This is a genomic window from Pseudomonas sp. PS01299 (genome assembly GCF_029960145.1).
Classification (GTDB): domain Bacteria; phylum Pseudomonadota; class Gammaproteobacteria; order Pseudomonadales; family Pseudomonadaceae; genus Aquipseudomonas; species Aquipseudomonas putida_A.
This window is the reverse complement of the sequence record NZ_JASCPO010000084.1, coordinates 1-23,802: the sequence shown is the minus strand read 5'-3', so window position 1 is coordinate 23,802 and position 23,802 is coordinate 1. Positions and strand designations below refer to the sequence as shown.

Sequence of the window (23,802 nt, the reverse complement as noted above, 5' to 3'; positions counted from 1 at the left end):
CGATAGCGGTATGTCAGTCTATGAAGATGTTGGCTGATACACCGCTATCGCGAGCAGGCTCACTCCTACAGAGATTGTGTGGTGGCTGACATTTATTGATGGCCCAGGCTTTTCAGCACCGCTCCGCAATACAACCCGGACAGGGTCTTCATCACCTGAATCACTTCAGGACTGGCCAGACCGTAAAAGATGTATTTGCCTTCACGACGAGTCGCCACCAGCCCTTCATCGCGCAGGATGCCCAGCTGCTGGGACAGCGTCGGCTGGCGCACGCCGGTCATTTTTTCCAGCTCGCCGACGTTGCGCTCGCCCTGAGTCAACTGGCACAGGATCAACAGGCGATCCTCATTGGCCAACGCCTTGAGCAGCGCACAGGCCTTGGAGGCGGACGCCCGCAATTGGGCGACTTCACATTCGGTCAGACTGGATTGCATTTGCACGAGGCCTTCAACGTCACTTAAGCTGCGAACATTATGTTTTTAGATAAAGTGTTGCAACCCATTTCCCTGATTCAGGTTGGTGTCCATGCCCGCGCAGATTGAAGCTTTCCTCGACCCCGCCTCCTCGACCTACAGCTACGTGGTCTATGAAGCCGATGGCGGGCAGTGTGCAATCGTCGATCCGGTACTCGATTACGACGGCGCCGCCGGGCGCACCTGCACGGTGCAGGCCGACAAAATCATCGCTTTCGTCCGTGAACACCGCTTGCAGGTGCAATGGCTGCTGGAAACCCACGCCCACGCCGATCACCTGTCCGCCGCGCCGTACCTGCGCCGCGAACTCGGCGGCAGGATCGCGATCGGCCAGTCGATCAGCAAAGTGCAGAACGTGTTCAAGGCGCTATTCAATCTGGAACCGGAATTCTGCGTCGACGGCTCGCAGTTCGATCACCTGTTCGCGCCGAACGAGTCGTTCATGATCGGCAACCTCAAGGCCACCGCCCTGCACGTCCCCGGCCACACCCCGGCGGACATGGCTTACCTGATCGACGGCGAACAGATTCTGGTCGGCGACACGCTGTTCATGCCCGATGTCGGCACCGCCCGCTGCGACTTCCCCGGCGGCAACGCGCATCAGCTGTTCCACTCGATCCACAAACTGCTGGCCTTCCCGGCCAGCGTCAAACTCTACGTCTGCCACGACTACCCGCCCGAGGGCCGCGCTGCGCAATGCCAGACCACCGTCGGTGAGCAGCGTCTGAGCAATATTCATGTGCATGACGGGATCGACGAGGCGGCGTTTGTCGAGATGCGCACCAAACGCGATGCCGGGTTGGGCATGCCGACGCTGTTGCTGCCGGCGATTCAGGTGAATGTGCGGGCGGGGAATTTTCCGGCGGCCGAAGACAATGGTGTGGTTTATCTGAAAGTGCCGATCAACCAGCTTTAAGTGCCCAGCGTCAAACCATTCGCCGGCAACGGCAACGCCGTCTTGTAGCGCACCTGCTTCAAGGCAAAACTTGACCGGATATTCGCCACCCCCGGCACCTTGGTCAGAAAGTCCATCATGAACCGCTCCAGCGCCTGAATCGTCGGCACCAGCACCCGGATCAGATAGTCCGGGTCGCCGGCCATCAGGTAGCACTCCATCACTTCGGGGCGATCGGAGATCGCCTCTTCGAAATGCTGCAACGCTTCCTCGACCTGTTTCTCCAGGCTGACGTGAATGAACACGTTCACATGCAGCCCCAGCAGATCGGCATCGAGCAGCGTCACCTGCTCGCGAATCAGCCCTAACTCCTCCATCGCCTTGACCCGGTTGAAACACGGCGTCGGCGACAGGTTCACCGAGCGCGCGAGGTCGGCGTTAGTGATGCGCGCATTCTCCTGAAGGCTGTTGAGAATGCCGATGTCGGTACGGTCCAGTTTGCGCATGAGACAAAACCACCTGTTTTTTATGTTTATGCAGAATTTCTATCTGCAAATCGTCTCCAGCGCAACGAAACAGAGAGAAATATTCTTCTGGCCCGGGCCTATGATTGTTGTAGGACAAGATTTCTTTCACCCAAGAATGATTGCCAGCTCACTACAAGAAATTCACAAGATCGAGCGTAGAAGCCATGACCCAAGCGTATGAACCGCTGCGTCTGCACGTCCCTGAACCCTCGGGCCGCCCAGGCTGCAAAACCGACTTCTCCTACCTGCATCTGACCGATGCCGGCACGGTGCGCAAACCTTCCATCGACGTCGAACCTGCCGACACCGCCGACCTGGCGCGTGGGCTGATTCGGGTGCTCGACGATCAGGGCAACGCCCTCGGCCCCTGGGCTGAAAACGTGCCGGTCGAAATCCTGCGCAAGGGCATGCGCGCCATGCTCAAGACGCGGATCTACGACAACCGCATGGTGGTCGCCCAGCGGCAGAAAAAAATGTCGTTCTACATGCAGAGCCTTGGCGAGGAAGCCATCGGCAGCGCCCAGGCCCTGGCCTTGAACATCGACGACATGTGCTTCCCGACCTACCGTCAGCAAAGCATTCTGATGGCCCGCGAAGTCCCGCTGGTCGATCTGATCTGCCAACTGCTGTCCAACGAGCGTGATCCGCTCAAGGGCCGGCAGTTGCCGATTATGTATTCGGTCAAGGACGCCGGTTTCTTCACCATCTCCGGCAACCTCGCGACCCAATTCATTCAGGCCGTCGGCTGGGGCATGGCCTCGGCGATCAAGGGCGACACGAAAATCGCCTCGGCCTGGATCGGTGACGGCGCCACCGCCGAATCGGACTTCCACACCGCCCTCACCTTCGCTCACGTTTACCGCGCGCCGGTGATCCTCAACGTGGTCAACAACCAGTGGGCGATCTCGACCTTCCAGGCCATCGCCGGGGGTGAAGCCACCACTTTCGCCGGACGCGGCGTTGGTTGCGGCATCGCCTCGCTGCGGGTCGATGGCAACGACTTCTACGCGGTCTACGCCGCTTCCGCCTGGGCTGCCGAACGCGCCCGGCGCAACCTCGGCCCGACCATGATCGAATGGGTCACCTACCGCGCCGGCCCGCACTCGACCTCCGACGATCCGTCGAAATACCGTCCTGCCGATGACTGGAGCCACTTCCCGCTGGGCGACCCGATTGCCCGCCTGAAGCAGCACCTGATCAAGGTCGGCCACTGGTCGGAAGAAGAGCACGCCGCCGTCAGCGCCGAGCTCGAAGCCGAAGTGATTGCCGCGCAGAAACAGGCCGAACAGTACGGCACCCTCGCCGGCGGGCAGATTCCAAGCGCCGCAACCATGTTCGAAGACGTCTACAAAGAGATGCCGGAGCACTTGAAGCGCCAGCGTCAGCAGTTGGGGATCTGACATGAACGATCACAACAACAATATTCAGTTGGAAACCGCCATGACCACGACCACCATGACCATGATCCAGGCCCTGCGCTCGGCCATGGATGTGATGCTTGAGCGTGACGATAATGTGGTGGTGTTCGGTCAGGACGTCGGCTACTTCGGCGGCGTGTTCCGTTGCACCGAAGGCCTGCAGACCAAGTACGGCACCTCGCGGGTATTCGACGCGCCGATCTCTGAAAGCGGCATTGTCGGTGTTGCGGTGGGCATGGGCGCTTACGGCCTGCGCCCGGTGGCCGAGATTCAGTTCGCCGACTACGTCTACCCGGCTTCCGACCAGATCATTTCCGAAGCCGCGCGCCTGCGTTATCGCTCGGCCGGCGAGTTCACCGCGCCGATGACCCTGCGCATGCCATGTGGCGGCGGGATCTACGGCGGTCAGACCCACAGCCAGAGCATCGAGGCGATGTTCACCCAGGTCTGTGGCCTGCGCACCGTGATGCCGTCCAACCCGTACGACGCCAAGGGCCTGCTGATCGCCTCCATCGAAAACGATGACCCGGTGATCTTCCTAGAGCCGAAACGCCTGTACAACGGCCCGTTCGACGGCCACCACGACCGTCCGGTAACCCCGTGGTCGAAACACCCGCAAGCCCAGGTGCCGGACGGTTACTACACCGTGCCGCTGGACGTCGCCGCGATCACCCGTCCGGGCAAGGACGTGACCGTATTGACCTACGGCACCACCGTGTACGTGTCGCAAGTGGCCGCTGAAGAAAGTGGCGTTGACGCCGAAGTCATCGACCTGCGTAGCCTGTGGCCGCTGGACCTGGAAACCATCGTCAAGTCGGTGAAGAAAACCGGCCGCTGCGTGGTGGTGCACGAAGCCACCCGCACCTGCGGTTTCGGCGCCGAACTGGTGGCGCTGGTGCAAGAGCATTGCTTCCACCACCTGGAAGCGCCGATCGAACGCGTCACCGGTTGGGACACCCCCTACCCGCACGCGCAAGAGTGGGCGTATTTCCCAGGGCCGTCCCGAGTGGGCGCGGCGTTGAAACGGGTCATGGAGGTCTGAATGGGCACGCACGTTATCAAGATGCCGGACATCGGCGAAGGCATCGCAGAAGTAGAACTGTCGCAGTGGCACGTCAAGGTTGGCGATCTGGTGGTTGAAGACCAGGTGTTGGCGGACGTGATGACCGACAAGGCAATGGTCGATATTCCATCGCCGGTCCACGGCAAGGTGATTGCGCTCGGCGGTCAGCCGGGTGAAGTGATGGCGGTCGGCAGTGTGCTGATCAGCATCGAAGTTGAAGGCGCCGGAAACCTGAAGGAATCCGCCGCATCAGCACCGGTTGCTACGAAAGAGGCACCTGCTGCGTCGAAAGTTGAAGCCGCAGTCGAGAGCAAACCTGCCGCCGCTGCTGCACCGCGTTCCGCACCGGTTTGCCAAGGCCCGATGGTTGCCCGCGAGGCTGATGAACGTCCGCTGGCTTCGCCGGCCGTGCGCAAACATGCGCTGGATCTGGGCATTCAGCTGCGTCTGGTACGCGGCACCGGCCCGGCCGGTCGTGTGCTGCACGAAGACCTCGACGCTTATTTGGCCCAGGGTCAATCAAACGCTTCGGCACCGGCAACCGCCGCGTACGCCCAGCGTCACGATGAAGAACAGATTCAAGTGATCGGCATGCGCCGCAAGATCGCCCAGCGCATGCAGGACGCCACTCAGCGTGCCGCGCACTTCAGCTACGTCGAGGAAATCGACGTCACCGCCATCGAAGAACTGCGCGCGCATCTGAATGAAAAACACGGTGCCAGCCGGGGCAAGTTGACCTTGCTGCCGTTCCTGGTCCGCGCACTGGTCGTGGCCCTGCGCGACTTCCCGCAGATGAACGCCCGTTACGACGACGAAGCCCAGGTCATCACCCGCCTCGGCGCAGTGCATGTCGGTGTCGCCACGCAAAGCGATGTCGGCCTGATGGTGCCGGTGGTGCGTCACGCCGAGGCGCGCAGCCTGTGGGACAGCGCCGCGGAAATCTCGCGTCTGGCCAATGCCGCACGCAATGGCAAGGCCAGCCGCGACGAATTGTCCGGCTCGACCATCACCCTCACCAGCCTCGGTGCGTTGGGCGGCATCGTCAGCACCCCGGTGCTGAACCTGCCGGAAGTGGCGATCGTCGGCGTGAACAAAATCGTCGAACGGCCAATGGTCGTCAAAGGCCAAGTGGTGATCCGCAAGATGATGAACCTCTCCAGCTCCTTCGATCACCGCGTGGTCGACGGCATGGACGCGGCGCTCTTCATCCAGGCCATTCGTGGCTTGATCGAACAACCCGCAACCCTGTTTGTGGAGTGATGCAATGCAAACCTTGAACACCACGCTGCTGATCATCGGCGGCGGCCCCGGCGGTTACGTCACGGCGATTCGCGCCGGGCAACTGGGCATTTCGACGATTCTGGTCGAAGGCCAATCGCTGGGTGGCACTTGCCTGAACATCGGCTGCATTCCGTCCAAAGCGTTGATTCACGTGGCCGAGCAGTTCCACCAGACCCGCCATCACAGCCAGCATTCGGCGCTGGGCATCAGCGTCTCGGCGCCAACCCTCGACATCAGCAAGAGCGTCGAGTGGAAGGACGGCATCGTCGATCGCCTGACCACCGGCGTCGCCGCACTGCTGAAAAAGAACAAGGTCCAGGTCATCAATGGCTGGGCCAAAGTCATCGACGGCAAAACCGTGGAAGTCGGCGATACGCGGATCCAGTGCGAACATCTGGTGCTGGCCACCGGTTCGACCAGCGTCAACCTGCCGATCCTGCCAATCGGCGGGCCGATCATCTCCTCCACCGAAGCGCTGGCACCGAAGTCCGTGCCCAAACGTCTAGTGGTGGTCGGCGGCGGTTACATCGGTCTGGAGCTGGGAATTGCTTACCGCAAGCTCGGCGCCGAGGTCAGCGTGGTCGAGGCGCAGGATCGTATCCTGCCAGCCTATGATGCCGAGTTGACGCAACCGGTGCACGAAGCGCTGAAGCAATTGGGCGTGAAGCTCTACCTCAAGCACAGCGTGCTGGGTTTCGATGGCACCTTGCAGGTGCGTGACCCGAACGGCGACACCCTCAATCTGGAAACCGATCAGGTGCTGGTGGCAGTCGGGCGCAAGCCGAATACGCAGGGCTGGAACCTTGAAGCGCTGAACCTGGACATGAACGGCTCGGCGATCAAGATCGACAGCCGATGCCAGACCAGCATGCGCAACGTCTACGCCATCGGCGACCTCAGCGGCGAGCCGATGCTCGCCCATCGCGCCATGGCTCAGGGCGAAATGGTTGCCGAACTGATCAGCGGCAAATCCCGCGAATTCAACCCGACCGCCATCGCCGCCGTGTGCTTTACCGACCCGGAACTAGTGGTGGTCGGCCAGACCCCGGACGAAGCCAAGGCTGCCGGGCTGGACTGCATCGTTTCCAGCTTCCCGTTCGCTGCCAATGGCCGGGCGATGACCCTGGAATCGAAAAGCGGCTTCGTGCGCGTGGTCGCGCGTCGCGACAATCATGTGATTGTCGGCTGGCAAGCGGTCGGGGCAGGCGTTTCCGAGTTGTCGACCGCGTTCGCGCAAAGCCTGGAAATGGGTGCGCGCCTCGAAGACATTGGCGGCACTATTCATGCGCATCCGACCCTGGGTGAAGCGGTGCAGGAAGCGGCGTTGCGTGCTTTGGGGCATGCGTTGCATCTGTGATGGATGGTGGCAGTGGTGGCCTCTTCGCGAGCAAGCCCGCTCCCACAGGGAAATGTATTCCAAAATGTGGGAGCGGCTTCTTCAGGAAAATGCATTCCCCCTGTGGGAGCGGGCTTGCTCGCGAATTCTTGAGGCCGACACGATTTATCTGCCTGTCATCCGATAGTCCGGGCTGCGAAACCGCGCAAGAATGAAGTATTGTTGTGCCCATCCAAAAAAACGTCAGAAGCCTTGAACCGTTTCGACGGTTGTTCAGTGATAGAGGGTGTCATGGGTAACGAAAGCATCAATTGGGACAAGCTGGGTTTTGACTACATCAAGACCGACAAACGCTATCTGTCGTACTTTCGCAATGGCGAGTGGGACAAAGGCACCCTGACCGAAGACAACGTGCTGCACATCAGCGAAGGCTCGACTGCCCTTCACTATGGCCAGCAGTGCTTCGAAGGCCTGAAGGCTTATCGTTGCAAGGACGGCTCGATCAACCTGTTCCGTCCCGACCAGAACGCCGCGCGCATGCAGCGCAGCTGCGCCCGCCTGCTGATGCCGCACGTGTCGACCGAGCAGTTCATCGAAGCGTGCAAGGAAGTGGTTCGCGCCAACGAGCGCTTCATCCCGCCATACGGCACCGGCGGCGCGCTGTACCTGCGTCCGTTCGTGATCGGCGTGGGTGACAACATCGGCGTGCGTACCGCGCCGGAGTTCATCTTCTCGGTATTCGCGATCCCGGTCGGCGCCTACTTCAAGGGCGGCCTGACTCCGCACAACTTCCAGATCTCCAGCTTCGACCGCGCCGCCCCACAAGGCACTGGTGCGGCCAAGGTCGGTGGCAACTACGCCGCCAGCCTGATGCCGGGCTCCCAGGCCAAGAAAGCGCACTTCGCTGACGCCATCTACCTGGATCCGCTGACCCACAAGAAGATCGAGGAAGTCGGTTCGGCCAACTTCTTCGGGATCACTCACGACAACAAGTTCATCACCCCGAACTCGCCATCCGTGCTGCCAGGCATCACCCGTCTGTCGCTGATCGAACTGGCGAAAACCCGTCTGGGTCTGGAAGTGATTGAAGGCGACGTGCTGATCGACAAACTGTCGGACTTCAAGGAAGCCGGCGCCTGCGGTACCGCGGCGGTGATCACCCCGATCGGCGGGATCAGTTACAACGACCACCTGCACGTGTTCCACAGCGAAACCGAAGTCGGCCCGGTCACCCAGAAGCTCTACAAAGAGCTGACTGGCGTGCAGACCGGCGACATCGAAGCGCCAGCGGGCTGGATCGTCAAGGTTTGATCTGACGGCTGCTGATGCACAAAAGCCCCCATCGAGTGATCGATGGGGGCTTTTTCATGGGCGCTGTTGCTGTAGCCACTCAATCAACACTTTGGTGTGCGCCGACGCTTGCGGGGCAACGCCGTAGTAATAGCGTGGCAGCGGCATGCGCAGATCCGGCAACGGACAGATCAGGCGACCACTCGACAAATGCGTGCCGAGCAAAGTAGTCGGACACAGCGCGATGCCCTCGCCCGCCACGGCCGCTTCCAGCACCCGGTGCATGTAATCAAACTGGCGGATCACCTGGCTACTGCTCTGGCTCTGGCCAAAATGCATGGCCCAGTGGTGCCAGTCTTCACGCCGCGCCCTGACGGTCAGCAAGGTATGCGCACTGAGGCCGGCGAGATTTGTCAGTGGCAGTCGCTCAATCAATGCCGGCGCCGCGACCATGACCAATTCATCCTCGAACAACGCGTGCGCCTCCAGCGTCGGCGCCCAATCGTCACGGCCCCGGCGGATGACAATGTCGAAATCGTCGCGGGCCGGATCCGGCGACTGGGTCTGCGTGACGACCTGGGTGTCGATGTGCGGATGCTGCACCGAAAAGTCCGCCAAACGAGGCGTCAGCCATAACAGGGCGAAGGACGGCCGGACATTGATCGTGATCGTCAACCGCGCTGCCTGTCGCCTCACCTCGGCAGCGGCGTCGGCAATCTGCGCCAGACCGGCGCTGACTTGCTGATAAAAAAGCTCACCCGCCGGCGTCAGCAGCGACTGCCTGATGCGCCGTTCAAACAACAAAACGCCCAGATGTTCTTCAAGCAATTTGACGTGGCGGCTGACCGCACTATGACTGACATGCAGCTCGTCGGCCGCCAGGCTGAAACTCTGATGACGAGCAGCCACCGCGAAGGCGCGAACCGCATTGAGCGGGGGAAGTGAATTTTTCATGGGTCTAATTTAGTTACATATGCACTGCATTTAAAGCGTTTGTCAGCGCGTTGCCGCCACGCCAATCTGCCCGCACGCAGATACGCGATTCGACGGAGCAACATCATGCACAGCTACGGACTCTTTGTATTGTTCGCCGCCCTGACCATTTTGAGCCCCGGCCCGGGCGTGGTGCTGACCCTGTCCAACGCCGTGCGCCTGGGCTGGACCGGCGCAGTACCCGGCATTCTGGGCATCGCCTCGGGCGCTTTCGTGGTGGCTGCCCTCAGCGCCACCAGCGTCGGCTTGATCCTCAGCGTCTCGGCCGAGGCGTTTACCGTGCTGAAATACGCCGGAGCTGCATACCTGTTGTACTTGGGCTTCAAGAGCTGGCGTTCAGATCGTTTCCGTAGCCTGCAGCAGGTTCGCCCTTCTCGTCCGGGCTACCGTTTTCTCGAAGCCGCGTCCCTGCAGTTTCTCAATCCGAAAGCGATCTTCTTCTTTCTGGCCGTATTCCCGCAGTTCATCGACACTGAACAGGCTTTTTACCCGCAGTTCTTCAAACTGGTGGCCTCTTACGCGGTGCTGGTAATTCTGGTGCACGGCAGCTACGCCCTGCTCGCCAATGCGGCCAAAGGCTGGCTGTCGAGCCCGAAAGGATCCTGGCTGGCGGCGAAAGTCTCGGGAGTGACCTTTGCCGGTTTTGGTCTGCTGATGGCGTCGGCAACCCGCTGATCGACCTGCTCAGGCTCATTCTGTTTCAAGGCAATTCGCTTGCCGGCTCGCGCGGCTATTCCGCTGGCCTGACCATTTTGCTGTTTGCCCATCCGCGCCTGGGTGATCAACCCGGGGATCAATTCCCCTTCCGGCAAATTCTTCCAGAACCGCACCGGCAAATGCCCTTGCATGACCTTCTCGTTCAATCGCGCCGGGTTGAAGATGTGGCTGTAATAGGTCAGCCATAGCTCGCCATGCGGGTCATCGACGTTCTGCGCCAGCTGCTGCCATTCCACCGGGCACTGGCGCTGATGAATCAACTGTTCGCCATCGTAATAAACCCCGTCACGCGGCGTGGCGATCAACCAGCGATGCCGGCCCATGCGTCCGATGAAATGTTCGCTGGCACTGTGCAGGATGTCGTGGGCCGGTTCGTGCCACGCGACGTATTGCGGGCCTGGCTGATCCTGCGGGCGTTCGATGAAACGCACGAACGCATGCAAATGGTGGGCTTCGCGCTGCACCTGCTTGATCCGCCGCTGCAACTCGCTGCCGAGCTTGTCGCCGGCCATCATCGCCGTGCGATCGCCATGGCTGACTCGCCACAGCACTTCATACAACAGACTCCAGCGCTGGTCGCCCCGGTAGCGCGCGGCTTGCTCCAGGGTATCGAGCAGTGCACGGGGGATGCGTGCCTGAAACGGCCCCTGCCCCTCGGGCACCGAAACGTCACTGGCAAACAGATCGCTCACCCCTTCCGACGCCCAACTCACCAGACTCGGGTCGACTTCATGGCTGAGCAGCCAGCGTGCCTGCTGGCGCCAGGTGTCGAACAGGTCGTCGCAATCGAGATTGATCATCCCCACAACCCCATCTGCTGCGGCTGCGGCCGGTCGCGCAGTTGCTGGTAAAGCATATGACTGGTGACTTCGGCCTGTTGCGGGTGGTAGTCGCTGGTGATGATGAACGGCTTGGCCTTGGCCAACACACAACGCATGCGCGCCACATCTTCGTAGCGGATGCGCCGTTGCTGGCGCAATTGCACCAGACGCTCGGTGGTGCGCAGGCCGATGCCGGGGATTCGTGCGATCAGCGACGGCTCGGCGCGGTTCAGGTCCAGCGGAAACACCTCGCGATTCTGCAGCGCCCAAGCCAGTTTCGGGTCGATGTCCAGCGCCAGATTACCCGGGCCCTTGAGCAACTCATCGGCGCTGTAGCCGTAGCTGCGCAAGAGGAAATCGGCTTGATACAAACGATGTTCGCGCATCAGCGGTGGTGCGGCCAATGGCACGCTTTTCGGGCTATCGGGAATCGGGCTGAAGGCCGAATAGTAAACCCGCCGCAAGCGGTAGTTGCCATACAGCGACTGGGCGCTGTGCAGGATCGTGCTGTCGTCGGTGTCATCGGCGCCGACAATCATTTGCGTGCTCTGCCCGGCGGGAGCGAATTTTGCCGAACGCGGTTCGTTGAGCACCGTTTGTACGCCGGTGTAAATGGTGTTCATTGCCTGCTTGATCGAACCGATCTGCTTCTCCGGCGCCAGGGTTTGCAGGCTGGCGTCGGTGGGCAGTTCGATATTGACGCTGAGGCGATCGGCGTAGCGCCCGGCCTCCTCGATCAATGCCGGATCGGCCTCGGGAATGGTCTTGAGGTGAATGTAGCCGCGAAACTCGTGCTGCTCGCGCAACAGCTTCGCCACGCGCACCAGTTGTTCCATGGTGTAGTCCGCCGAACGGATGATCCCCGAACTGAGAAACAGCCCGCTGACGCAGTTGCGCCGGTAGAAATCCAGGGTCAGCGTGACCACTTCCTCGGGGGTGAAGCGTGCGCGCGGCACATCGCTGGAGCGACGGTTGACGCAATACTGGCAGTCGTAGAGACAGAAATTGGTCAGGAGGATTTTCAGCAGCGACACGCAACGGCCGTCCGGCGTGTAGCTGTGGCAGATGCCCATGCCATCGGTCGAACCCAACCCGCTCTTGCCTTCGGAGCTGCGCTTGGGCGCACCGCTGCTGGCGCAGGAGGCGTCGTACTTGGCGGCGTCGGCGAGAATGCTGAGCTTGTCGATGATTTGCATGGCGCGGGCTCTTTACTGTGTGGATATACAGTATAGGTCCGAGCACGGGGTTACAAGGAGCCAGAAGCGCACCTCGTCGGGCAGAAGCTCAAGATCAAAGGATCGCAGCCTGCGGCAGCTCCTACATGGATTGGGCAGGGTCGAGATTTATCGGGTGTACGGACTTACTGTAGGAGCTGCCGCAGGCTGCGATCTTTTGATCTTCGCGTCTAAAGGCAACTCAAGACCAAACCGCTTACCCATTTCCTTTCGTCCCGCCACGGTGAGCGCCAACGCTCGACTATCAAGATCCTGCGTCACCCACTTGCGTTTCAACGCCATCTGCAACAACGCCGCGCCCAACGATCCGCCCAGATGCGGCCGGCGCATGCTCCAGTCCAGGCACGGGCAAGCAAACTTGCGGCGCAAGGTACTCAAGTCCTGCACCTCAATTCCCAAGCTCGCAAACAACGCGTCGCCGGTGCCGCTCAAGCGATAAACCCGCTCATCGGTTTCCACCAGCCACCCCGCCTCGAGCAAACGGTCGTGGAGCAACACCGCGAGCGTCCCAGCCATGTGGTCGTAGCAGGTGCGGGCGAATTGCAGGCGATCCGGGGTGTGCGGCTTGAAGCCCGGCGCGGCGTTCTGTCCGATCACCATCAACGCTTCCAGCGCCTGAGCCACCCGCTGATCGGCGAGGCTGTAATAACGATGGCGGCCCTGCACGTGCAGGCGCACCAGTGCCAGATCCTTGAGCTTGGCCAGATGTGCACTGGCGGTGGAGGCGCTGACTTGCGCCACGGCCGCTAATTCAGTGCTGGTGCGGGCGTGGCCGTCCATCAGCGAGCAGAGAATTTTCGTGCGTGCCGGTTCGGCGATGGCGGCCGCCACCTGCGAAACGCCGATGTCTTGATGTTCTGCGTGCATATTTCGCTCCCCGACGAATCGTCGTCGCTGCGAACTGAAGATACTCGCATCACTTTCCCGACCACAAGGCTGTGAACCATGGACCCGATCATCGCTGCGACGCATGCCGATCCCTACCCCTACTACGCCAAACTGCGCGCCGAGGGCGGACTGGCCTTTGATCATGGATTGAAGCTGTGGGTCGCCAGCAGCGCCCGAGCGGTGCGTGCGGTGCTGACGCATGCCGATTGTCGGGTGCGACCGTTGCAGGAACCGGTGCCCAAGGCGATTGCCTCGGGGCTGGCCGGCAAGGTGTTCGGGCAGTTGATGCGGATGAACGATGGCGAACGTCAGCGCTGTCCGCGTGCGGCAATCGAGCCGTCACTGCAGTTGATAGATGACGAGCAGGTACGCGCACTGGTGGCCGCGCGTCTGATTACAGCGGACGCCGACGGCTTAAATAAGGCGATGTTTCGCGGCCCGGTGTGCGTGGTCGCGGCGCTGCTCGGCTTCACCCCGGCGCAGGGCCGGGCGATCAGTGATCTGACCGCGGACTTCGTCGCCTGCCTGTCGCCGCTGAGCAATGACCTGCAACTGGCGGCGGCGCATGCGGCGGCGGAGCAATTGCGCGGTTACTTCGTCGAGTTGCTGGCCGAACCGCCTAGCGATTTGCTCAAGGCCGTCGGGCAGCGATTTGATGGCGATGAGGAGACCATGATTGCCAACCTGATCGGCCTCTGTTCGCAGACGCTCGAGGCCAGTGCGGGACTGATCGGCAATGCACTGATTGCGCTGCGACGTCAGCCCGAATTGCGCCATGCCTCAGTGGACGCACTGTTGGCCGAGGTTCAGCGCTTTGATCCGCCAGTGCAGAACACTCGGCGCTTTGTCGCGCAGACTTGCGAGATCAATGGCGTGCGGCTTGAGGCCGGTGAGGTGATTCTGGTGCTGCTGGCCTCGGCCAACCGCGATCCTTTGTTGAATGCAGAGCCCGAGCGGTTTCTGCTGGATCGTCCTGACCGGCGCAGTTTCAGCTTTGGCAGCGGCCGGCATCAGTGTCCGGGGCAGACGCTGGCGTTGAGCATTGCCGCTGCGACTGTCAGAGAAATCCTTGATCAGGGTATGAATCTGCAACAACTGACGTGGCATTACCGCCCATCGCTCAATGGGCGGATTCCCCTGTTCAGCGCAATGCAGCCTTAAGCGCTGCGCAGCTCAATGGTCAGGTGCGACAGCTCATGCACCGGCGCCAGCCGTTCGCGAATCGCCTCCGTCGTCACGCCCGCCGCCGCGACCACACTGACAATCGCCGCCCGCGCCTGCGGGCCGACCTGCCAGACGTGCAGGTCGCTGATGCGCACGTCGTCCGAGATTTCCAGCAGTTCGCGAATCTCTGCGGCAACCGGTTCGTCGGTGGTGTCGAGCAGCACCGCAGCGCTGTCGCGCATCAGGTTATAGGCCCACTTCGCGATGACAATCGAGCCGACAATCCCCATCGCCGGATCCAGCCACACCCAACCGAGGTAGCGCCCGGCCAGCAACGCGGCAATCGCCAGCACCGAGGTCAGGGCATCGGCCAGTACATGGACATAGGCCGAACGCAGATTGTTGTCGTGATGGTGATGATGATCGTGGCCGTGCGCGTGATCATGCTGATGGCCATGGTCGTGGCCGTGATGGCCAATCAGCAGGAAGGCGCTGAGGATGTTTACGCCCAACCCGACAATCGCGATCACGGTTGCTTCGCCAAACGCCACAGTGGTTGGTTCAAACAAGCGAAAAATCGACTCGCCGGCAATGCCCAGCGACACCAGCCCCAGCACCATGGCTGAAGCAAAACCGGCCAGATCGCCAACCTTGCCGGTGCCGAAACTGTAGCGGCGGTTGTTGGCGTTGCGCCGGGCGAAACCATAGGCCGCAGCAGCAATGCCCAACGCACCGGCATGGGTCGCCATGTGGAAACCGTCGGCCAGCAGGGCCATGGAGCCGGTGAGATAACCGGCGGCGATCTCGCCGATCATCATCACAAATGTCAGTGCCACCACCCACAGGGTGCGGCGGGCGTTTTCGTCGTGAGACGCGCCGAGGAATTGGTGATCGTGGCTGAAACGCTCAGCGCTTGGGGTCAGGCTCATGATACGGATGCTCTATTTGGAATAACGGCGGATGGCTTGCAGCAGATCTTCGGCGCCCTGGGCACGTTGTTCGTCGGTGAGGTCGGGATGCGCCACATGTTCACGGGTGTGGGCCTCGATGAACTGCTCCATCAAACCGTTGACCGCCCCACGAATCGCCGCCACCAGATGCAAGGTCTTGGCACAATCGGCATCGCCCTCGAGCGCTTTCTCGACGGCCTGTACCTGGCCGGCAATGCGTCGTACACGGTTGAGCAGCTCGTCTTTGTGTTCATGAATGTGCGACATACCTATACCCCCTACCCCTATATGGCGCGCATAGTCGCCGATGGCTTGGGCAAGCGCAAGCTTGGTGAGCATTCGAGGGATGAACGGGATGCGGAAAGCAACTTCACTCCCGTTGTAGGAGTGAGCCTGCTCGCGATAGCGGTGTGTCTGGAAACAAAGATGCTGGATGTACCGGCCCCTTCGCGAGCAGGCTCACTCCTACATTTTTCCGGGGGGTGCTCGGGTTCCGCGCCGTACGCAGATTCCCCTGTAGGAGCCAGCCTGCTGGCGATGGCAGCCTGAAAAACGCAGCATCATTTCAGCATCATCCAAGAGGCTACATCGCCTTGCGCCTTTGCCTACAACTGCGCCAGAATCCGCCGGCTTGTGCGGTTTGGGGGGCATCGGTAACTTGGCTCGCGTCACTGAATGATCAGTGATCGGGTTTAGTCGCTCGGTGTTATCTCAAGTTCGCAAGCTGTTATTCAGTCAGGCATCTCTACGCCTGCGCTCAATGGCGGCTGTGCGCAGGGCGCCTTCGGGCGCGCCAGTAATGCTTGGGTACTGGTCGACTAACCTGCGTACAGCTGCCACCTATTGTTTAGTCGCAAGTGCGTGTCAGCCTCATTGAGGTTACCCAGCAAATGTTTAAAGTGACGCCAAATCCGCCTGAAGCGGACGCAATACCTGACCCGGAATCAACATCCCCCTACTCCGACCCCAATTCCAGAAGACTCCACGAAGCCGCCGAACGCGCCCTCGATCACTACCTGAAACCGCAAGCCCCGCCCGAGCGCAAACCCAGCCACATGTTTGTCGTCGCCCCGAACATGGACAACGAAGAACTGCTGACCCACGCCTGCGAATCCATGGCCTCGGCCAGCATCATGCTCAGCGACTTCGCCAGCCTGCTCGACACGCCCTACCGCAACACCCTGCTCGGCATCCAGCAAGTGGTGATGCTAGGCGAACTCGCCGTCAACCGCGCCCTCGACAACCTCGAGCCCCCGATCAGCAATTGAAAAAGCGTCCCCGTGGCGAGGGAGCTTGCTCCCGCTCGACTGCACAGCAGTCGAAAATCCGGATCCGAACCGGATCGATGGGGCTTGGGGTCGCTTCGCAACCCAGCGGGAGCAAGCTCCCTCGCCACAAGAAAAACGACGCAAAGGAGAATTTCACATGGCCAATAAAACAGATGCCCACGTCGTCGCCGCATTAGTCGCCATGGGCCTCAACGAACGGGATCGCCGCTGGGCGCAGAACGCATGCCTGGTGTTGTTTGAAAGCGAGCGAGAAACAATTGTGGCCTCGGCCGTGAACGCTCTAGGGAAACTTGATGGGCTTGAAATGGAGGCTGTGCTGCCAGCGCTACAGCGGGTGAAACGCCGCTTTCCTGCATTGGAACGGACGGTGGCAGAAACGATGGGCGAGATCGCTATGGTTGCCTGATTAACCGCGTCATCGTTCTTCACGAACAGGCGCGCTCCCGCATTGGATCGGCGGTGTACTCGAGTTCCAAGAGCCAGCAATCATCTGTCGGAGTGAGCCTGCTCGCGAAGACGCCCTTTCTGCTAACGAATTTCTAATAACAAAGCCAAGGAAGAGAACCTAATCATGAAACATCACCCACCCGACTCCAGGCGCTTTACAAGCGTCTGGGACGCACTGGAAGACACGCCGCAGGACGCCGCCAACATGCGCCTGCGGGCCAAACTAATGCGCACACTTTGCGAGACGATCCGAGCCTGGGAGCTTCCCCAAAAGGATACCGCCATGCGCTTGGGAATTACTCAGCCACGCCTCAACAATTTAATTAACGGCAAGATCGATAATTTCACTCTGGGTGAATTAGCCAACCTAGAGATGTCCCTAGCCTGATTTTTTTACACTTGTAACAATCGCTAAAGTTTCAGACCCGTCCTACAGCCATCAAAAGCCCCTTGATATAGCGTCCGCATCGTTTTCAGAAGCGATTTAACAAGGACGCTGATGGCCAGTAAAAAGGATATACCCCGGGTTCAAAACCCACCGGCCGGTGACGGTCACCACATTACCAGCCGCTACATGACAACCAGCGAACTGGCGGAGAGGGAGGCAAGACAGACTGCTTATGACGATATGCTGGCTAGGCAGCAGGCGTATGAGAATCGATTGATCGAACAACCGCTAAAGTATCAGCGCGATGTTAAAGGCTGTGTGTTTACCAAAAGCTGCAAACTTCCGGATGGTGTCATTAATCACACAAGCACCGCCGGGTTTATACCGGTAGAGAGGCTGGCCGACTTTGGAGAGTTTTCCCTGCTAGGCGGCCGCGAACGAGATGCCGTCGGAAACATACCGCTGAAAAAAATCTACGGCAGCCACTTGCCCAACTCAGCAGGAACTCTTGCTCTTGGTCTGACTGCCGTAGCAAGCACAAGTGGTAGCGCAGTGAGCGGTGCAGCCGTGGCGACGGGAGGTGTTGGCGCTGGAGTACTACTCGGAATAGTCGCACTGCTTTGGCCATCGAGTTTGGGCGACAGTTCTCTGTACACAGAAGAACAACTCAAATCACTCGACAAAGGCCGAACTCGTGTACGACTACACGTAGCACAACAGCCAGACGGCACTCTGAAAGGGTACGGATACAATACCCAAACGCGCAGTGATTGGGAGATGATTCCTGTCGTAAAGTTCGTCGAGCAAGGAACCCAACAAGTTGCGGACTTCGGTAATGGGGCAGCACTGATCTGGACTCCCGTTGTTGACCCTTCCAGTACCACGGGGATCCCGCCACTGGAAAGCGCGCCGCAAGCGCCACAGATATGGATTTATCCGCCGACAGAACAGGCGGACAAAATCATCGTTAATCCGGTTTATCCACCGGAATATCAGGACTTCATTCTGGTGTTCCCAGCCAATTCAGGCATCAAACCGCTCTATATTGTCCTGGCGCTTGAATTCGACGCGGCCAGTTACCACGGAAAAAAAGATACACCCGTCAAAAGTAAGGGGCCCACTAATGGCCAGGAAACGCTGGAAAACTCTGTTCAGGTAAAACCCACATCGCCACGCCGCATTGGTGTCGATCCGGACACAAATGAGCTAGTTGTATTTGACCGCACGGGCGGAGATGTCTACCACGGCCACGTACGGGCATGGGATAAACTTCATCAAGATATGAAAAATGCACTGATCAAAGCCAAAAAAGTAGACAACAAAGGCAATATCCTCGGAGCAAAAAAATGAGCCTCATTTATCAAGACCCATCGCTCAGCCATGATGAAGCCATAAGACGTCTCGCCAGCGACCTAGATGAAAATGTCGTTTCCGCTCTGTTGTCTATCGGTCTGAATGATACCGACAGAGCCTGGGCTCAAGACACCTGCCTGAAATATCTCACCAACAAAACTGAAGCGATTGTGGCGTCTGCGGTCACCGCTCTTGGCCATATCGCTCGCCGTCATGGCGAAATGAATACTGAAACCGTCCTGCCCGCGCTCGAAACCGTTCAGAGGAAGTTCCCTGCTCTGAAGGGCATCATTGAGGACACGCTTGACGATATCGACACATTCACCTGACCCGCCGAACGAACGCTCAAGCTAATGACATTGGGATGAGGGTCCCCGGCCCTCATCCGAACAGCTTCGACAATCGCCACCTTCAATCCTCCCGCGTCAAAACCTCCAGCAATTCAATCTCGAACACCAGATTCGAATGCGGCGGAATCTTGCCCATCGTCCGCTCGCCATAGCCCAAATGCGCCGGCACCAGCAGCTTTCGCTTACCGCCCACTTGCATGCCCATCAGCCCTTGATCCCAGCCCTTGATCACCCGGCCCGTGCCAATCACGCACTGGAAAGGTTTGCCACGGCTGTGAGAAGAATCGAACTCGCTGCCGTCTTCCAGCCAGCCTGTGTAATGGGTGGTAATCAGCGCGCCTTTGACGGCAGCCTTGCCCTCGCCCACCTGAAGATTGATTACCTGCAGTTCATCAGTCATGACATTCACTCTATTTCTCAGCAGGCCGCCGTTTTCCCAGAAATGTCGGCTGGTCGCAACTCATTAACCAATGATTGGAGGTTTATCGAGTGGAAACACTCTGTCAGGAGGCAAGCCAAACACAACGCCATTGAAAGTATGGGTGCAACATTGGCAATGAGGCTTCATCTCTTCGGCCTTCAAATCCGGATTGACGATTTGCAGGCGCTTTTTTTCATCGACGTACAGGCCATTGAAGTAGCTCGACTCACCCAGTCGCACAATGTCCTCGCGATCATCTTCATGGATGGACACCATCCAGAACACTGGCTCCGGGCGATCAAGGCGCGCAACCGCTTCGCTGTAAATCTCATCCCAGTTACCTCCGACACGAGATAACAGAAAGCGAAATAATGGCGTGTAATCATAGCCGTGATGCTTGATCCCATGCATCGAACCCCGCGTCGCCTCGCTACGCCTCTCGGCTTTGGTATTACGCTCATATCGATAGTGACTGCCCTGATTGTTGCGCCAGACGTTGTGAGCAGTGGTATTTTCTTTGCGATAAAGCGGTTTCTTTTCCAACGATTGCTCCTGACATCCGGTCACTCGAAACGCCCTTCGCGTTTTACCCGAATGGCGCCCGAATGCAATCGACCGTCCATGGCCAATTGTTGCCGAAGCGCTTAACGCTCGACAGGCTGCATCTCGACAATGGTGCCGTTGGTGATCATGACCATCACGTACTTGTCATTGATCTGCACCCACTGCGCCTGATCGACCGGGGCTTTCAAGCCTTTCTGTTTCCAGTTTTTCAACGCTTTGTCGCTGCGCTGATAAATGTCTGGAGCCCGGTCGTTGACCTTCAATTCGCGGTCGCTGGTCGGCGACTGGACCGTGGGTTCGCTTGAGGTTTGCGCCGCTTGAACAAGTGGGCTGATCCCGGCAATGCCGGCGACCAGGGCCAGGCTGGCGATTAGGGTTTTGCTGTTCATCGGTGAACCTCCTTCAGATGTGTGATACCTGAACTCCGACTGCGGAGGACTGGAATCATTCCTTGTTTTTTTGCCTGAGCTGGCTGGGGAATTGTCGTTGGCAGGCAGATCGTCATCGCTGGCAATTCAGCTCCCACAGGGTCCGCTGATGAAACAGGATGTGTGATCGCCCCGCAAAACTGTGGGAGCGAGCTTGCTCGCGAAGAGGCCGGCACATTCAACACTTTTCCGCCTGAACCACCGCTTTCGCGAGCAAGCCCGCTCCCACAGATTAGATGGTGTTTTCAGGATTGATCCGCTTTGCACATCAATCCATGCCAACAATGCAATTAACATCCTGTTACAGCTGCGCGACCATCCGCCGCAATAACAACCGTGCGCCGCTTCCACGCCGCGCACGTCATAAAAGCGGTGGAGATTTTTCTATGACAGCCTCAATCCCACACGGCGGCTCGCGGGCCGGCGCCATTTTCCGGGTCACCTCGGGCAACTTCCTCGAACAGTTCGACTTCTTTCTGTTCGGCTTCTACGCCACGCAGATCGCGGCGGTGTTCTTCCCCGCGAGCAGTGAGTTCGCTTCCCTGATGATGACCTTTGCCGTATTCGGCGCAGGCTTTCTGATGCGTCCGCTGGGGGCGATCGTGCTGGGTGCGTACATCGATGACGTCGGTCGGCGCAAAGGGTTGATCGTCACCCTGTCGATCATGGCCAGCGGCACGATCCTGATTGTGCTGGTGCCCGGATACGAGACCATCGGTCTGTTTGCGCCAGCGCTGGTGCTGGTCGGACGGCTATTGCAAGGCTTCTCCGCCGGTGCGGAACTGGGCGGTGTTTCGGTGTACTTGTCGGAAATCGCCACCCCTGGCCGCAAGGGCTTTTTCACTGCCTGGCAGTCGGCCAGTCAGCAAGTGGCGATCATCGTCGCGGCAGCCTTGGGCTATGCGTTGAACGCGTGGATGGCGCCAGACGTGATTGCCGATTGGGGCTGGCGCATTCCGTTTTTCGTCGGTTGCATGATCGTGCCCTTCATCTTTTTCCTGCGGCGTAACCTGGCAGAAACCGAAGAGTTTGCCGCACGCAAACACCGCCCGAGCATGAAGGAAGTGTTTCGCACGCTTGGTCAGAACTGGGGCGTGGTGCTGGGCGGCATGTTGATGGTCGCGCTGACTACCACCGCGTTCTACCTGATCACCGTGTACGCGCCGACCTTCGGTAAAACCGTGCTGCACCTGAGCACTTCCGATGCGTTGCTGGTGACCTTGCTGGTCGGCGTGTCGAACTTCTTCTGGCTGCCGATTGGCGGCATGTTGTCCGACCGTATCGGCCGGCGTCCGGTGCTGATCGCCATGGCGCTGCTGGCATTGGCCACCACCTATCCGGCGCTGTCGTACCTGGTGCAGGCGCCGAGCTTCAGCCATATGTTGCTGTCGCTGCTGTGGCTGTCGTTCATCTACGGCATGTACAACGGCGCGATGATTCCGGCGCTGACCGAGATCATGCCGGTGGAAGTGCGAGTAGCCGGTTTCTCCCTCGCCTACAGCCTGGCGACCGCGATTTTTGGCGGCTTCACCCCGGCGATGTCGACCTTCCTGATCCAGTACACCGGCGACAAAGCGGCGCCGGGTTACTGGATGAGCGTCGGCGCACTGTGCGCGTTGTGCGCCACGTTGTACCTCTATCGCCGCGCAGGCGGCCGTTTGCAACCGGTTGCCGCATAAGGAGCAATCACCTTGAAAAAACTGATCAATCTCAGCGCCATCGCCCTCTTCGCTTTCAGCGCCCTGGCCCATGCTGAACAGCTGAACGTGATGACGTCGGGCGGCTTCACCGCCGCCTACAAAATCCTCGGCCCGAAATTCGCGGCCGCCACCGGCAACACCCTCGACACCCAACTCGGTCCGTCGATGGGCAAGGCGCCGGAAGCCATCCCTAATCGCCTCGCTCGCGGTGAGCACGCCGACGTGGTGATCATGGTCGGCTACGCCCTCGATGACCTGATCAAACAGGGCAAGGTCGACCCGGCCTCGCGGGTCGAACTGGCGGATTCACGGATCGGTCTGGTGGTGCGTGAAGGCGCGCCGAAGCCGGATATCAGCAGCGTCGAAAGCCTGAAGAAAACCCTGCTCGACGCAAAATCGGTGGCCTACTCCGACAGCGCCAGCGGCGTGTACATCGAGAAGGAGTTGTTCAACAAACTCGGCGTTGAAGATCAGCTGAAACCGAAAGCGAAAATGGTCCCGAAAGTCCCGGTCGGCTCGGTGGTTGCCACCGGCGATTACCAACTGGGCTTCCAGCAGGTCAGCGAATTGCTGCCGGTGCCGGGGGTGACGTTTGTCGGGAAGATTCCGGAGTCGGTGCAGTCGGTGACGCGCTTCGCCGCCGGCATCCCGGTCGGCGCGCAGCATCCAAAAGAGGCCAAGGCCCTGCTCGACTATCTTGCCGCGCCTGCCGCCCAGGCTGACGTGCAAGCCACCGGGCTGGATTCGGTCAAGCGCTAAGCGTTGGCGGCTGGACTTTCATTTCCACTACCAGCCGCTCCAGTTCCAATGCCGCCGGGGTCAACGTGCGACCCCGGCGCTTGAGGATGCCGACACTGCGCATCACTTGCGGATCGGTCAGCGGCACCCGCGTCAGGATCGGATGATCCGGCCCGGGCATCGCCATCAACGGCACCGCCGCCACGCCAAGCCCCGCCTCCACCAGACCAATCATGGTCGTCACATGCCGCGTCTCGCAGATGCTCGGGCGCTGCGGCACCACGCTGCTCAAGGCCTGATCGAGCAGAAAACGGTTGCCGGACGTCTTGTCCAGCGAGATGTAATCCTGCTGATAGAACTCGTCCCAGGTCACGCTGCTGCGTCCGGCCAAAGGGTGATCGCGCCGGCAAGCGACGACATAGCACTCCTGCACAAGCGGTTCGAAATCGACTTTGGCATCCTGCGTGCCCAGAAAACTCAACCCGAAATCCGCCTCGCCGTTGACCACTGCGCTCAACACGTCGTGGGCGCTGGAGTCGAGGACTTTGACCTTGATCCGCGGAAACTGCTGGTGATAGCGAGCGACCACCCGCGGCATGAAGTAGTACGCCGCCGAGGGTACGCAAGCCACGGTGACATGACCGAGTCGGGTCGATGCGACTTCACTGATGCCCAGCAGCGCCACGTCCAGATCATCCAGCAAACGCTCGACGCTGGGCATGAAGCCACGCCCGGCCTGGGTCAGGCTGACTTTGCGCGTGGTCCGCTCGAACAGCTTTACGCCGAGGGCGTCTTCAAGCTTCTCGATGCGTCGGCTCAGGGCCGGTTGTGACAGGCGCACGGTGTCGGCGGCCTTGCGGAAACTGCCCTGCTCGACCACGGCGCGAAAGGCTTGCAGGTCGTTGAGGTCGAAGTTGATGGCCATGGCGGACTCGAAAAGATTGATTCGTGAAGGCTATCAATGTAACCAAATGATGCAATTTATTACAGATTTGATGATATCGCCCTAGTGGGAGCGGGCTTGCTCGCGAATGCGGTGTCACAGTCGCCATCAACATCGACTGAACCAGCGC

Annotated in this window: 26 protein-coding genes and 1 pseudogene; 15 read left to right on the top strand and 12 right to left on the bottom strand. The window is 59.8% G+C overall.

The window, feature by feature from the left end; all coding sequences use genetic code 11:
• Positions 1 to 92: 92 nt before the first annotated feature.
• Entirely contained in the window at positions 93 to 434 is a 342-nt protein-coding gene (locus QMX91_RS16340) for a metalloregulator ArsR/SmtB family transcription factor (protein WP_007965280.1), read from the bottom strand.
• Between the two features lie 91 nt (positions 435 to 525).
• On the opposite strand from QMX91_RS16340, the gene QMX91_RS16335 reads away from it, so the two are divergent.
• On the top strand, positions 526 to 1,389 hold the full coding sequence (locus tag QMX91_RS16335) for an MBL fold metallo-hydrolase (RefSeq protein WP_282413043.1): 864 nt from the start codon (positions 526 to 528) through the stop codon (positions 1,387 to 1,389).
• Here the strand turns inward: QMX91_RS16335 and bkdR are convergent.
• Positions 1,386 to 1,874 carry a Bkd operon transcriptional regulator BkdR gene (gene bkdR / locus QMX91_RS16330; protein WP_007965286.1) on the bottom strand — a complete coding sequence of 163 codons (489 nt, stop codon included), beginning with the start codon at positions 1,872 to 1,874 and terminating at the stop codon, positions 1,386 to 1,388. The two genes, QMX91_RS16335 and bkdR, sit on opposite strands and share 4 nt — an antisense overlap.
• Positions 1,875 to 2,059: 185 nt before the next feature.
• On the opposite strand from bkdR, the gene QMX91_RS16325 reads away from it, so the two are divergent.
• The 5 genes from QMX91_RS16325 (at position 2,060) to QMX91_RS16305 (ending at position 8,304) form a co-directional block, all read left to right on the top strand.
• On the top strand, positions 2,060 to 3,295 hold the full coding sequence (locus tag QMX91_RS16325; RefSeq protein ID WP_003224001.1) for a 3-methyl-2-oxobutanoate dehydrogenase (2-methylpropanoyl-transferring) subunit alpha: 1,236 nt from the start codon (positions 2,060 to 2,062) through the stop codon (positions 3,293 to 3,295).
• A 1-nt stretch (position 3,296) separates the two neighbouring features.
• Complete coding sequence (locus tag QMX91_RS16320) at positions 3,297 to 4,355, top strand: alpha-ketoacid dehydrogenase subunit beta (protein ID WP_123462612.1); 1,059 nt, start codon at positions 3,297 to 3,299, stop codon at positions 4,353 to 4,355.
• Positions 4,356 to 5,636, top strand: coding sequence for a dihydrolipoamide acetyltransferase family protein (locus QMX91_RS16315; protein ID WP_282413042.1), 1,281 nt, complete (start codon positions 4,356 to 4,358; stop codon positions 5,634 to 5,636). It abuts the gene before it with no gap.
• Between the two features lie 4 nt (positions 5,637 to 5,640).
• Positions 5,641 to 7,014: a dihydrolipoyl dehydrogenase gene (lpdA, locus tag QMX91_RS16310; RefSeq protein ID WP_134786059.1), complete on the top strand. Its 1,374-nt coding sequence runs from the start codon at positions 5,641 to 5,643 to the stop codon at positions 7,012 to 7,014.
• Positions 7,015 to 7,284: 270 nt separating this feature from the next.
• Positions 7,285 to 8,304, top strand: a complete 1,020-nt coding sequence (locus QMX91_RS16305) for a branched-chain amino acid aminotransferase (RefSeq protein WP_027613221.1) — start codon at positions 7,285 to 7,287, stop codon at positions 8,302 to 8,304.
• 54 nt (positions 8,305 to 8,358) lie between these two features.
• On the opposite strand, the gene QMX91_RS16300 is transcribed toward QMX91_RS16305, so the two are convergent.
• Positions 8,359 to 9,237, bottom strand: coding sequence for a LysR substrate-binding domain-containing protein (locus QMX91_RS16300; RefSeq protein ID WP_282413041.1), 879 nt, complete (start codon positions 9,235 to 9,237; stop codon positions 8,359 to 8,361).
• 105 nt (positions 9,238 to 9,342) lie between these two features.
• Between QMX91_RS16300 and QMX91_RS16295 the strand changes: the two genes are divergently transcribed.
• Positions 9,343 to 9,951 carry a LysE family translocator gene (locus QMX91_RS16295; protein ID WP_282413040.1) on the top strand — a complete coding sequence of 203 codons (609 nt, stop codon included), beginning with the start codon at positions 9,343 to 9,345 and terminating at the stop codon, positions 9,949 to 9,951.
• Between the two features lie 23 nt (positions 9,952 to 9,974).
• Here QMX91_RS16295 and QMX91_RS16290 read toward each other — a convergent pair.
• The 3 genes and pseudogenes from QMX91_RS16290 to QMX91_RS16280 form a co-directional block, all read right to left on the bottom strand.
• Positions 9,975 to 10,793: pseudogene (locus QMX91_RS16290) on the bottom strand (TIGR03915 family putative DNA repair protein); the annotation flags it as partial.
• Positions 10,790 to 12,010 (bottom strand): putative DNA modification/repair radical SAM protein, encoded by a 1,221-nt coding sequence (locus tag QMX91_RS16285; protein ID WP_047601560.1) that lies wholly within the window; start codon positions 12,008 to 12,010, stop codon positions 10,790 to 10,792. The pseudogene QMX91_RS16290 and the gene QMX91_RS16285, both read right to left, overlap by 4 nt.
• 147 nt (positions 12,011 to 12,157) lie before the next feature.
• Positions 12,158 to 12,916 carry a helix-turn-helix transcriptional regulator gene (locus QMX91_RS16280; RefSeq protein WP_282413039.1) on the bottom strand — a complete coding sequence of 253 codons (759 nt, stop codon included), beginning with the start codon at positions 12,914 to 12,916 and terminating at the stop codon, positions 12,158 to 12,160.
• Between the two features lie 78 nt (positions 12,917 to 12,994).
• Between QMX91_RS16280 and QMX91_RS16275 the strand changes: the two genes are divergently transcribed.
• A complete protein-coding gene (locus QMX91_RS16275; protein WP_282413038.1) occupies positions 12,995 to 14,098 on the top strand; it encodes a cytochrome P450 in 1,104 nt (367 codons plus the stop codon).
• On the opposite strand, the gene dmeF is transcribed toward QMX91_RS16275, so the two are convergent.
• Together dmeF and QMX91_RS16265 are read right to left on the bottom strand one after the other, a co-directional pair.
• Positions 14,095 to 15,030: a CDF family Co(II)/Ni(II) efflux transporter DmeF gene (dmeF, locus tag QMX91_RS16270; protein WP_282413037.1), complete on the bottom strand. Its 936-nt coding sequence runs from the start codon at positions 15,028 to 15,030 to the stop codon at positions 14,095 to 14,097. The genes QMX91_RS16275 and dmeF overlap by 4 nt on opposite strands.
• A 12-nt stretch (positions 15,031 to 15,042) precedes the next feature.
• Positions 15,043 to 15,318, bottom strand: coding sequence for a metal/formaldehyde-sensitive transcriptional repressor (locus QMX91_RS16265; protein WP_003223990.1), 276 nt, complete (start codon positions 15,316 to 15,318; stop codon positions 15,043 to 15,045).
• Between the two features lie 623 nt (positions 15,319 to 15,941).
• Here QMX91_RS16265 and QMX91_RS16260 point away from each other — a divergent pair.
• The 5 genes from QMX91_RS16260 (at position 15,942) to QMX91_RS16240 (ending at position 18,857) form a co-directional block, all read left to right on the top strand.
• Positions 15,942 to 16,319, top strand: a complete 378-nt coding sequence (locus QMX91_RS16260; RefSeq protein WP_223007984.1) for a DUF6124 family protein — start codon at positions 15,942 to 15,944, stop codon at positions 16,317 to 16,319.
• Positions 16,320 to 16,476: 157 nt separating this feature from the next.
• Positions 16,477 to 16,746: a hypothetical protein gene (locus QMX91_RS16255; RefSeq protein ID WP_223007985.1), complete on the top strand. Its 270-nt coding sequence runs from the start codon at positions 16,477 to 16,479 to the stop codon at positions 16,744 to 16,746.
• A gap of 165 nt (positions 16,747 to 16,911) precedes the next feature.
• A complete protein-coding gene (locus QMX91_RS16250; RefSeq protein ID WP_139055919.1) occupies positions 16,912 to 17,175 on the top strand; it encodes an XRE family transcriptional regulator in 264 nt (87 codons plus the stop codon).
• A 111-nt stretch (positions 17,176 to 17,286) separates the two neighbouring features.
• Positions 17,287 to 18,525, top strand: coding sequence for an S-type pyocin domain-containing protein (locus tag QMX91_RS16245; RefSeq protein WP_098968208.1), 1,239 nt, complete (start codon positions 17,287 to 17,289; stop codon positions 18,523 to 18,525).
• Positions 18,522 to 18,857 carry a hypothetical protein gene (locus tag QMX91_RS16240; RefSeq protein ID WP_098968207.1) on the top strand — a complete coding sequence of 112 codons (336 nt, stop codon included), beginning with the start codon at positions 18,522 to 18,524 and terminating at the stop codon, positions 18,855 to 18,857. Before QMX91_RS16245 ends, QMX91_RS16240 begins: the two co-directional genes overlap by 4 nt.
• Positions 18,858 to 18,939: 82 nt before the next feature.
• Here the strand turns inward: QMX91_RS16240 and QMX91_RS16235 are convergent, their stop codons facing one another.
• The 3 genes from QMX91_RS16235 to QMX91_RS16225 form a co-directional block, all read right to left on the bottom strand.
• Complete coding sequence (locus QMX91_RS16235; RefSeq protein WP_098968206.1) at positions 18,940 to 19,278, bottom strand: FKBP-type peptidyl-prolyl cis-trans isomerase; 339 nt, start codon at positions 19,276 to 19,278, stop codon at positions 18,940 to 18,942.
• A gap of 63 nt (positions 19,279 to 19,341) precedes the next feature.
• A complete protein-coding gene (locus QMX91_RS16230; protein ID WP_098968205.1) occupies positions 19,342 to 19,842 on the bottom strand; it encodes a hypothetical protein in 501 nt (166 codons plus the stop codon).
• Positions 19,843 to 19,943: 101 nt separating this feature from the next.
• On the bottom strand, positions 19,944 to 20,252 hold the full coding sequence (locus tag QMX91_RS16225; protein ID WP_027613230.1) for an RcnB family protein: 309 nt from the start codon (positions 20,250 to 20,252) through the stop codon (positions 19,944 to 19,946).
• A 425-nt stretch (positions 20,253 to 20,677) separates the two neighbouring features.
• Between QMX91_RS16225 and QMX91_RS16220 the strand changes: the two genes are divergently transcribed.
• Together QMX91_RS16220 and QMX91_RS16215 are read left to right on the top strand one after the other, a co-directional pair.
• Positions 20,678 to 21,970, top strand: a complete 1,293-nt coding sequence (locus tag QMX91_RS16220; protein ID WP_098968204.1) for an MFS transporter — start codon at positions 20,678 to 20,680, stop codon at positions 21,968 to 21,970.
• A 12-nt stretch (positions 21,971 to 21,982) separates the two neighbouring features.
• A complete protein-coding gene (locus QMX91_RS16215) occupies positions 21,983 to 22,750 on the top strand; it encodes a substrate-binding domain-containing protein (RefSeq protein WP_098968203.1) in 768 nt (255 codons plus the stop codon).
• On the opposite strand, the gene QMX91_RS16210 is transcribed toward QMX91_RS16215, so the two are convergent.
• Positions 22,740 to 23,654 carry a LysR family transcriptional regulator gene (locus QMX91_RS16210; protein WP_097088034.1) on the bottom strand — a complete coding sequence of 305 codons (915 nt, stop codon included), beginning with the start codon at positions 23,652 to 23,654 and terminating at the stop codon, positions 22,740 to 22,742. The genes QMX91_RS16215 and QMX91_RS16210 overlap by 11 nt on opposite strands.
• Positions 23,655 to 23,802 lie beyond the last annotated feature (148 nt).

Excerpts from the sequence above, each read along its gene's own strand:
- QMX91_RS16275 (WP_282413038.1), top strand. The coding sequence starts at position 12,995 with ATGGACCCGATCATCGCTGCGACGCATGCCGATCCCTACCCCTACTAC.
- bkdR (WP_007965286.1), bottom strand. The coding sequence starts at position 1,874 with ATGCGCAAACTGGACCGTACCGACATCGGCATTCTCAACAGCCTTCAG.
- QMX91_RS16280 (WP_282413039.1), bottom strand. The coding sequence starts at position 12,916 with ATGCACGCAGAACATCAAGACATCGGCGTTTCGCAGGTGGCGGCCGCC.
- QMX91_RS16265 (WP_003223990.1), bottom strand. The coding sequence starts at position 15,318 with ATGTCGCACATTCATGAACACAAAGACGAGCTGCTCAACCGTGTACGA.
- QMX91_RS16340 (WP_007965280.1), bottom strand. The coding sequence starts at position 434 with ATGCAATCCAGTCTGACCGAATGTGAAGTCGCCCAATTGCGGGCGTCC.
- QMX91_RS16255 (WP_223007985.1), top strand. The coding sequence starts at position 16,477 with ATGGCCAATAAAACAGATGCCCACGTCGTCGCCGCATTAGTCGCCATG.
- QMX91_RS16220 (WP_098968204.1), top strand. The coding sequence starts at position 20,678 with ATGACAGCCTCAATCCCACACGGCGGCTCGCGGGCCGGCGCCATTTTC.
- QMX91_RS16225 (WP_027613230.1), bottom strand. The coding sequence starts at position 20,252 with ATGAACAGCAAAACCCTAATCGCCAGCCTGGCCCTGGTCGCCGGCATT.
- QMX91_RS16245 (WP_098968208.1), top strand. The coding sequence starts at position 17,287 with ATGGCCAGTAAAAAGGATATACCCCGGGTTCAAAACCCACCGGCCGGT.
- QMX91_RS16320 (WP_123462612.1), top strand. The coding sequence starts at position 3,297 with ATGAACGATCACAACAACAATATTCAGTTGGAAACCGCCATGACCACG.
- QMX91_RS16295 (WP_282413040.1), top strand. The coding sequence starts at position 9,343 with ATGCACAGCTACGGACTCTTTGTATTGTTCGCCGCCCTGACCATTTTG.
- QMX91_RS16210 (WP_097088034.1), bottom strand. The coding sequence starts at position 23,654 with ATGGCCATCAACTTCGACCTCAACGACCTGCAAGCCTTTCGCGCCGTG.
- QMX91_RS16300 (WP_282413041.1), bottom strand. The coding sequence starts at position 9,237 with ATGAAAAATTCACTTCCCCCGCTCAATGCGGTTCGCGCCTTCGCGGTG.
- QMX91_RS16335 (WP_282413043.1), top strand. The coding sequence starts at position 526 with ATGCCCGCGCAGATTGAAGCTTTCCTCGACCCCGCCTCCTCGACCTAC.
- dmeF (WP_282413037.1), bottom strand. The coding sequence starts at position 15,030 with ATGAGCCTGACCCCAAGCGCTGAGCGTTTCAGCCACGATCACCAATTC.
- QMX91_RS16325 (WP_003224001.1), top strand. The coding sequence starts at position 2,060 with ATGACCCAAGCGTATGAACCGCTGCGTCTGCACGTCCCTGAACCCTCG.
- QMX91_RS16260 (WP_223007984.1), top strand. The coding sequence starts at position 15,942 with ATGTTTAAAGTGACGCCAAATCCGCCTGAAGCGGACGCAATACCTGAC.
- QMX91_RS16240 (WP_098968207.1), top strand. The coding sequence starts at position 18,522 with ATGAGCCTCATTTATCAAGACCCATCGCTCAGCCATGATGAAGCCATA.
- QMX91_RS16250 (WP_139055919.1), top strand. The coding sequence starts at position 16,912 with ATGAAACATCACCCACCCGACTCCAGGCGCTTTACAAGCGTCTGGGAC.
- QMX91_RS16285 (WP_047601560.1), bottom strand. The coding sequence starts at position 12,010 with ATGCAAATCATCGACAAGCTCAGCATTCTCGCCGACGCCGCCAAGTAC.
- QMX91_RS16305 (WP_027613221.1), top strand. The coding sequence starts at position 7,285 with ATGGGTAACGAAAGCATCAATTGGGACAAGCTGGGTTTTGACTACATC.
- QMX91_RS16235 (WP_098968206.1), bottom strand. The coding sequence starts at position 19,278 with ATGACTGATGAACTGCAGGTAATCAATCTTCAGGTGGGCGAGGGCAAG.
- QMX91_RS16315 (WP_282413042.1), top strand. The coding sequence starts at position 4,356 with ATGGGCACGCACGTTATCAAGATGCCGGACATCGGCGAAGGCATCGCA.
- lpdA (WP_134786059.1), top strand. The coding sequence starts at position 5,641 with ATGCAAACCTTGAACACCACGCTGCTGATCATCGGCGGCGGCCCCGGC.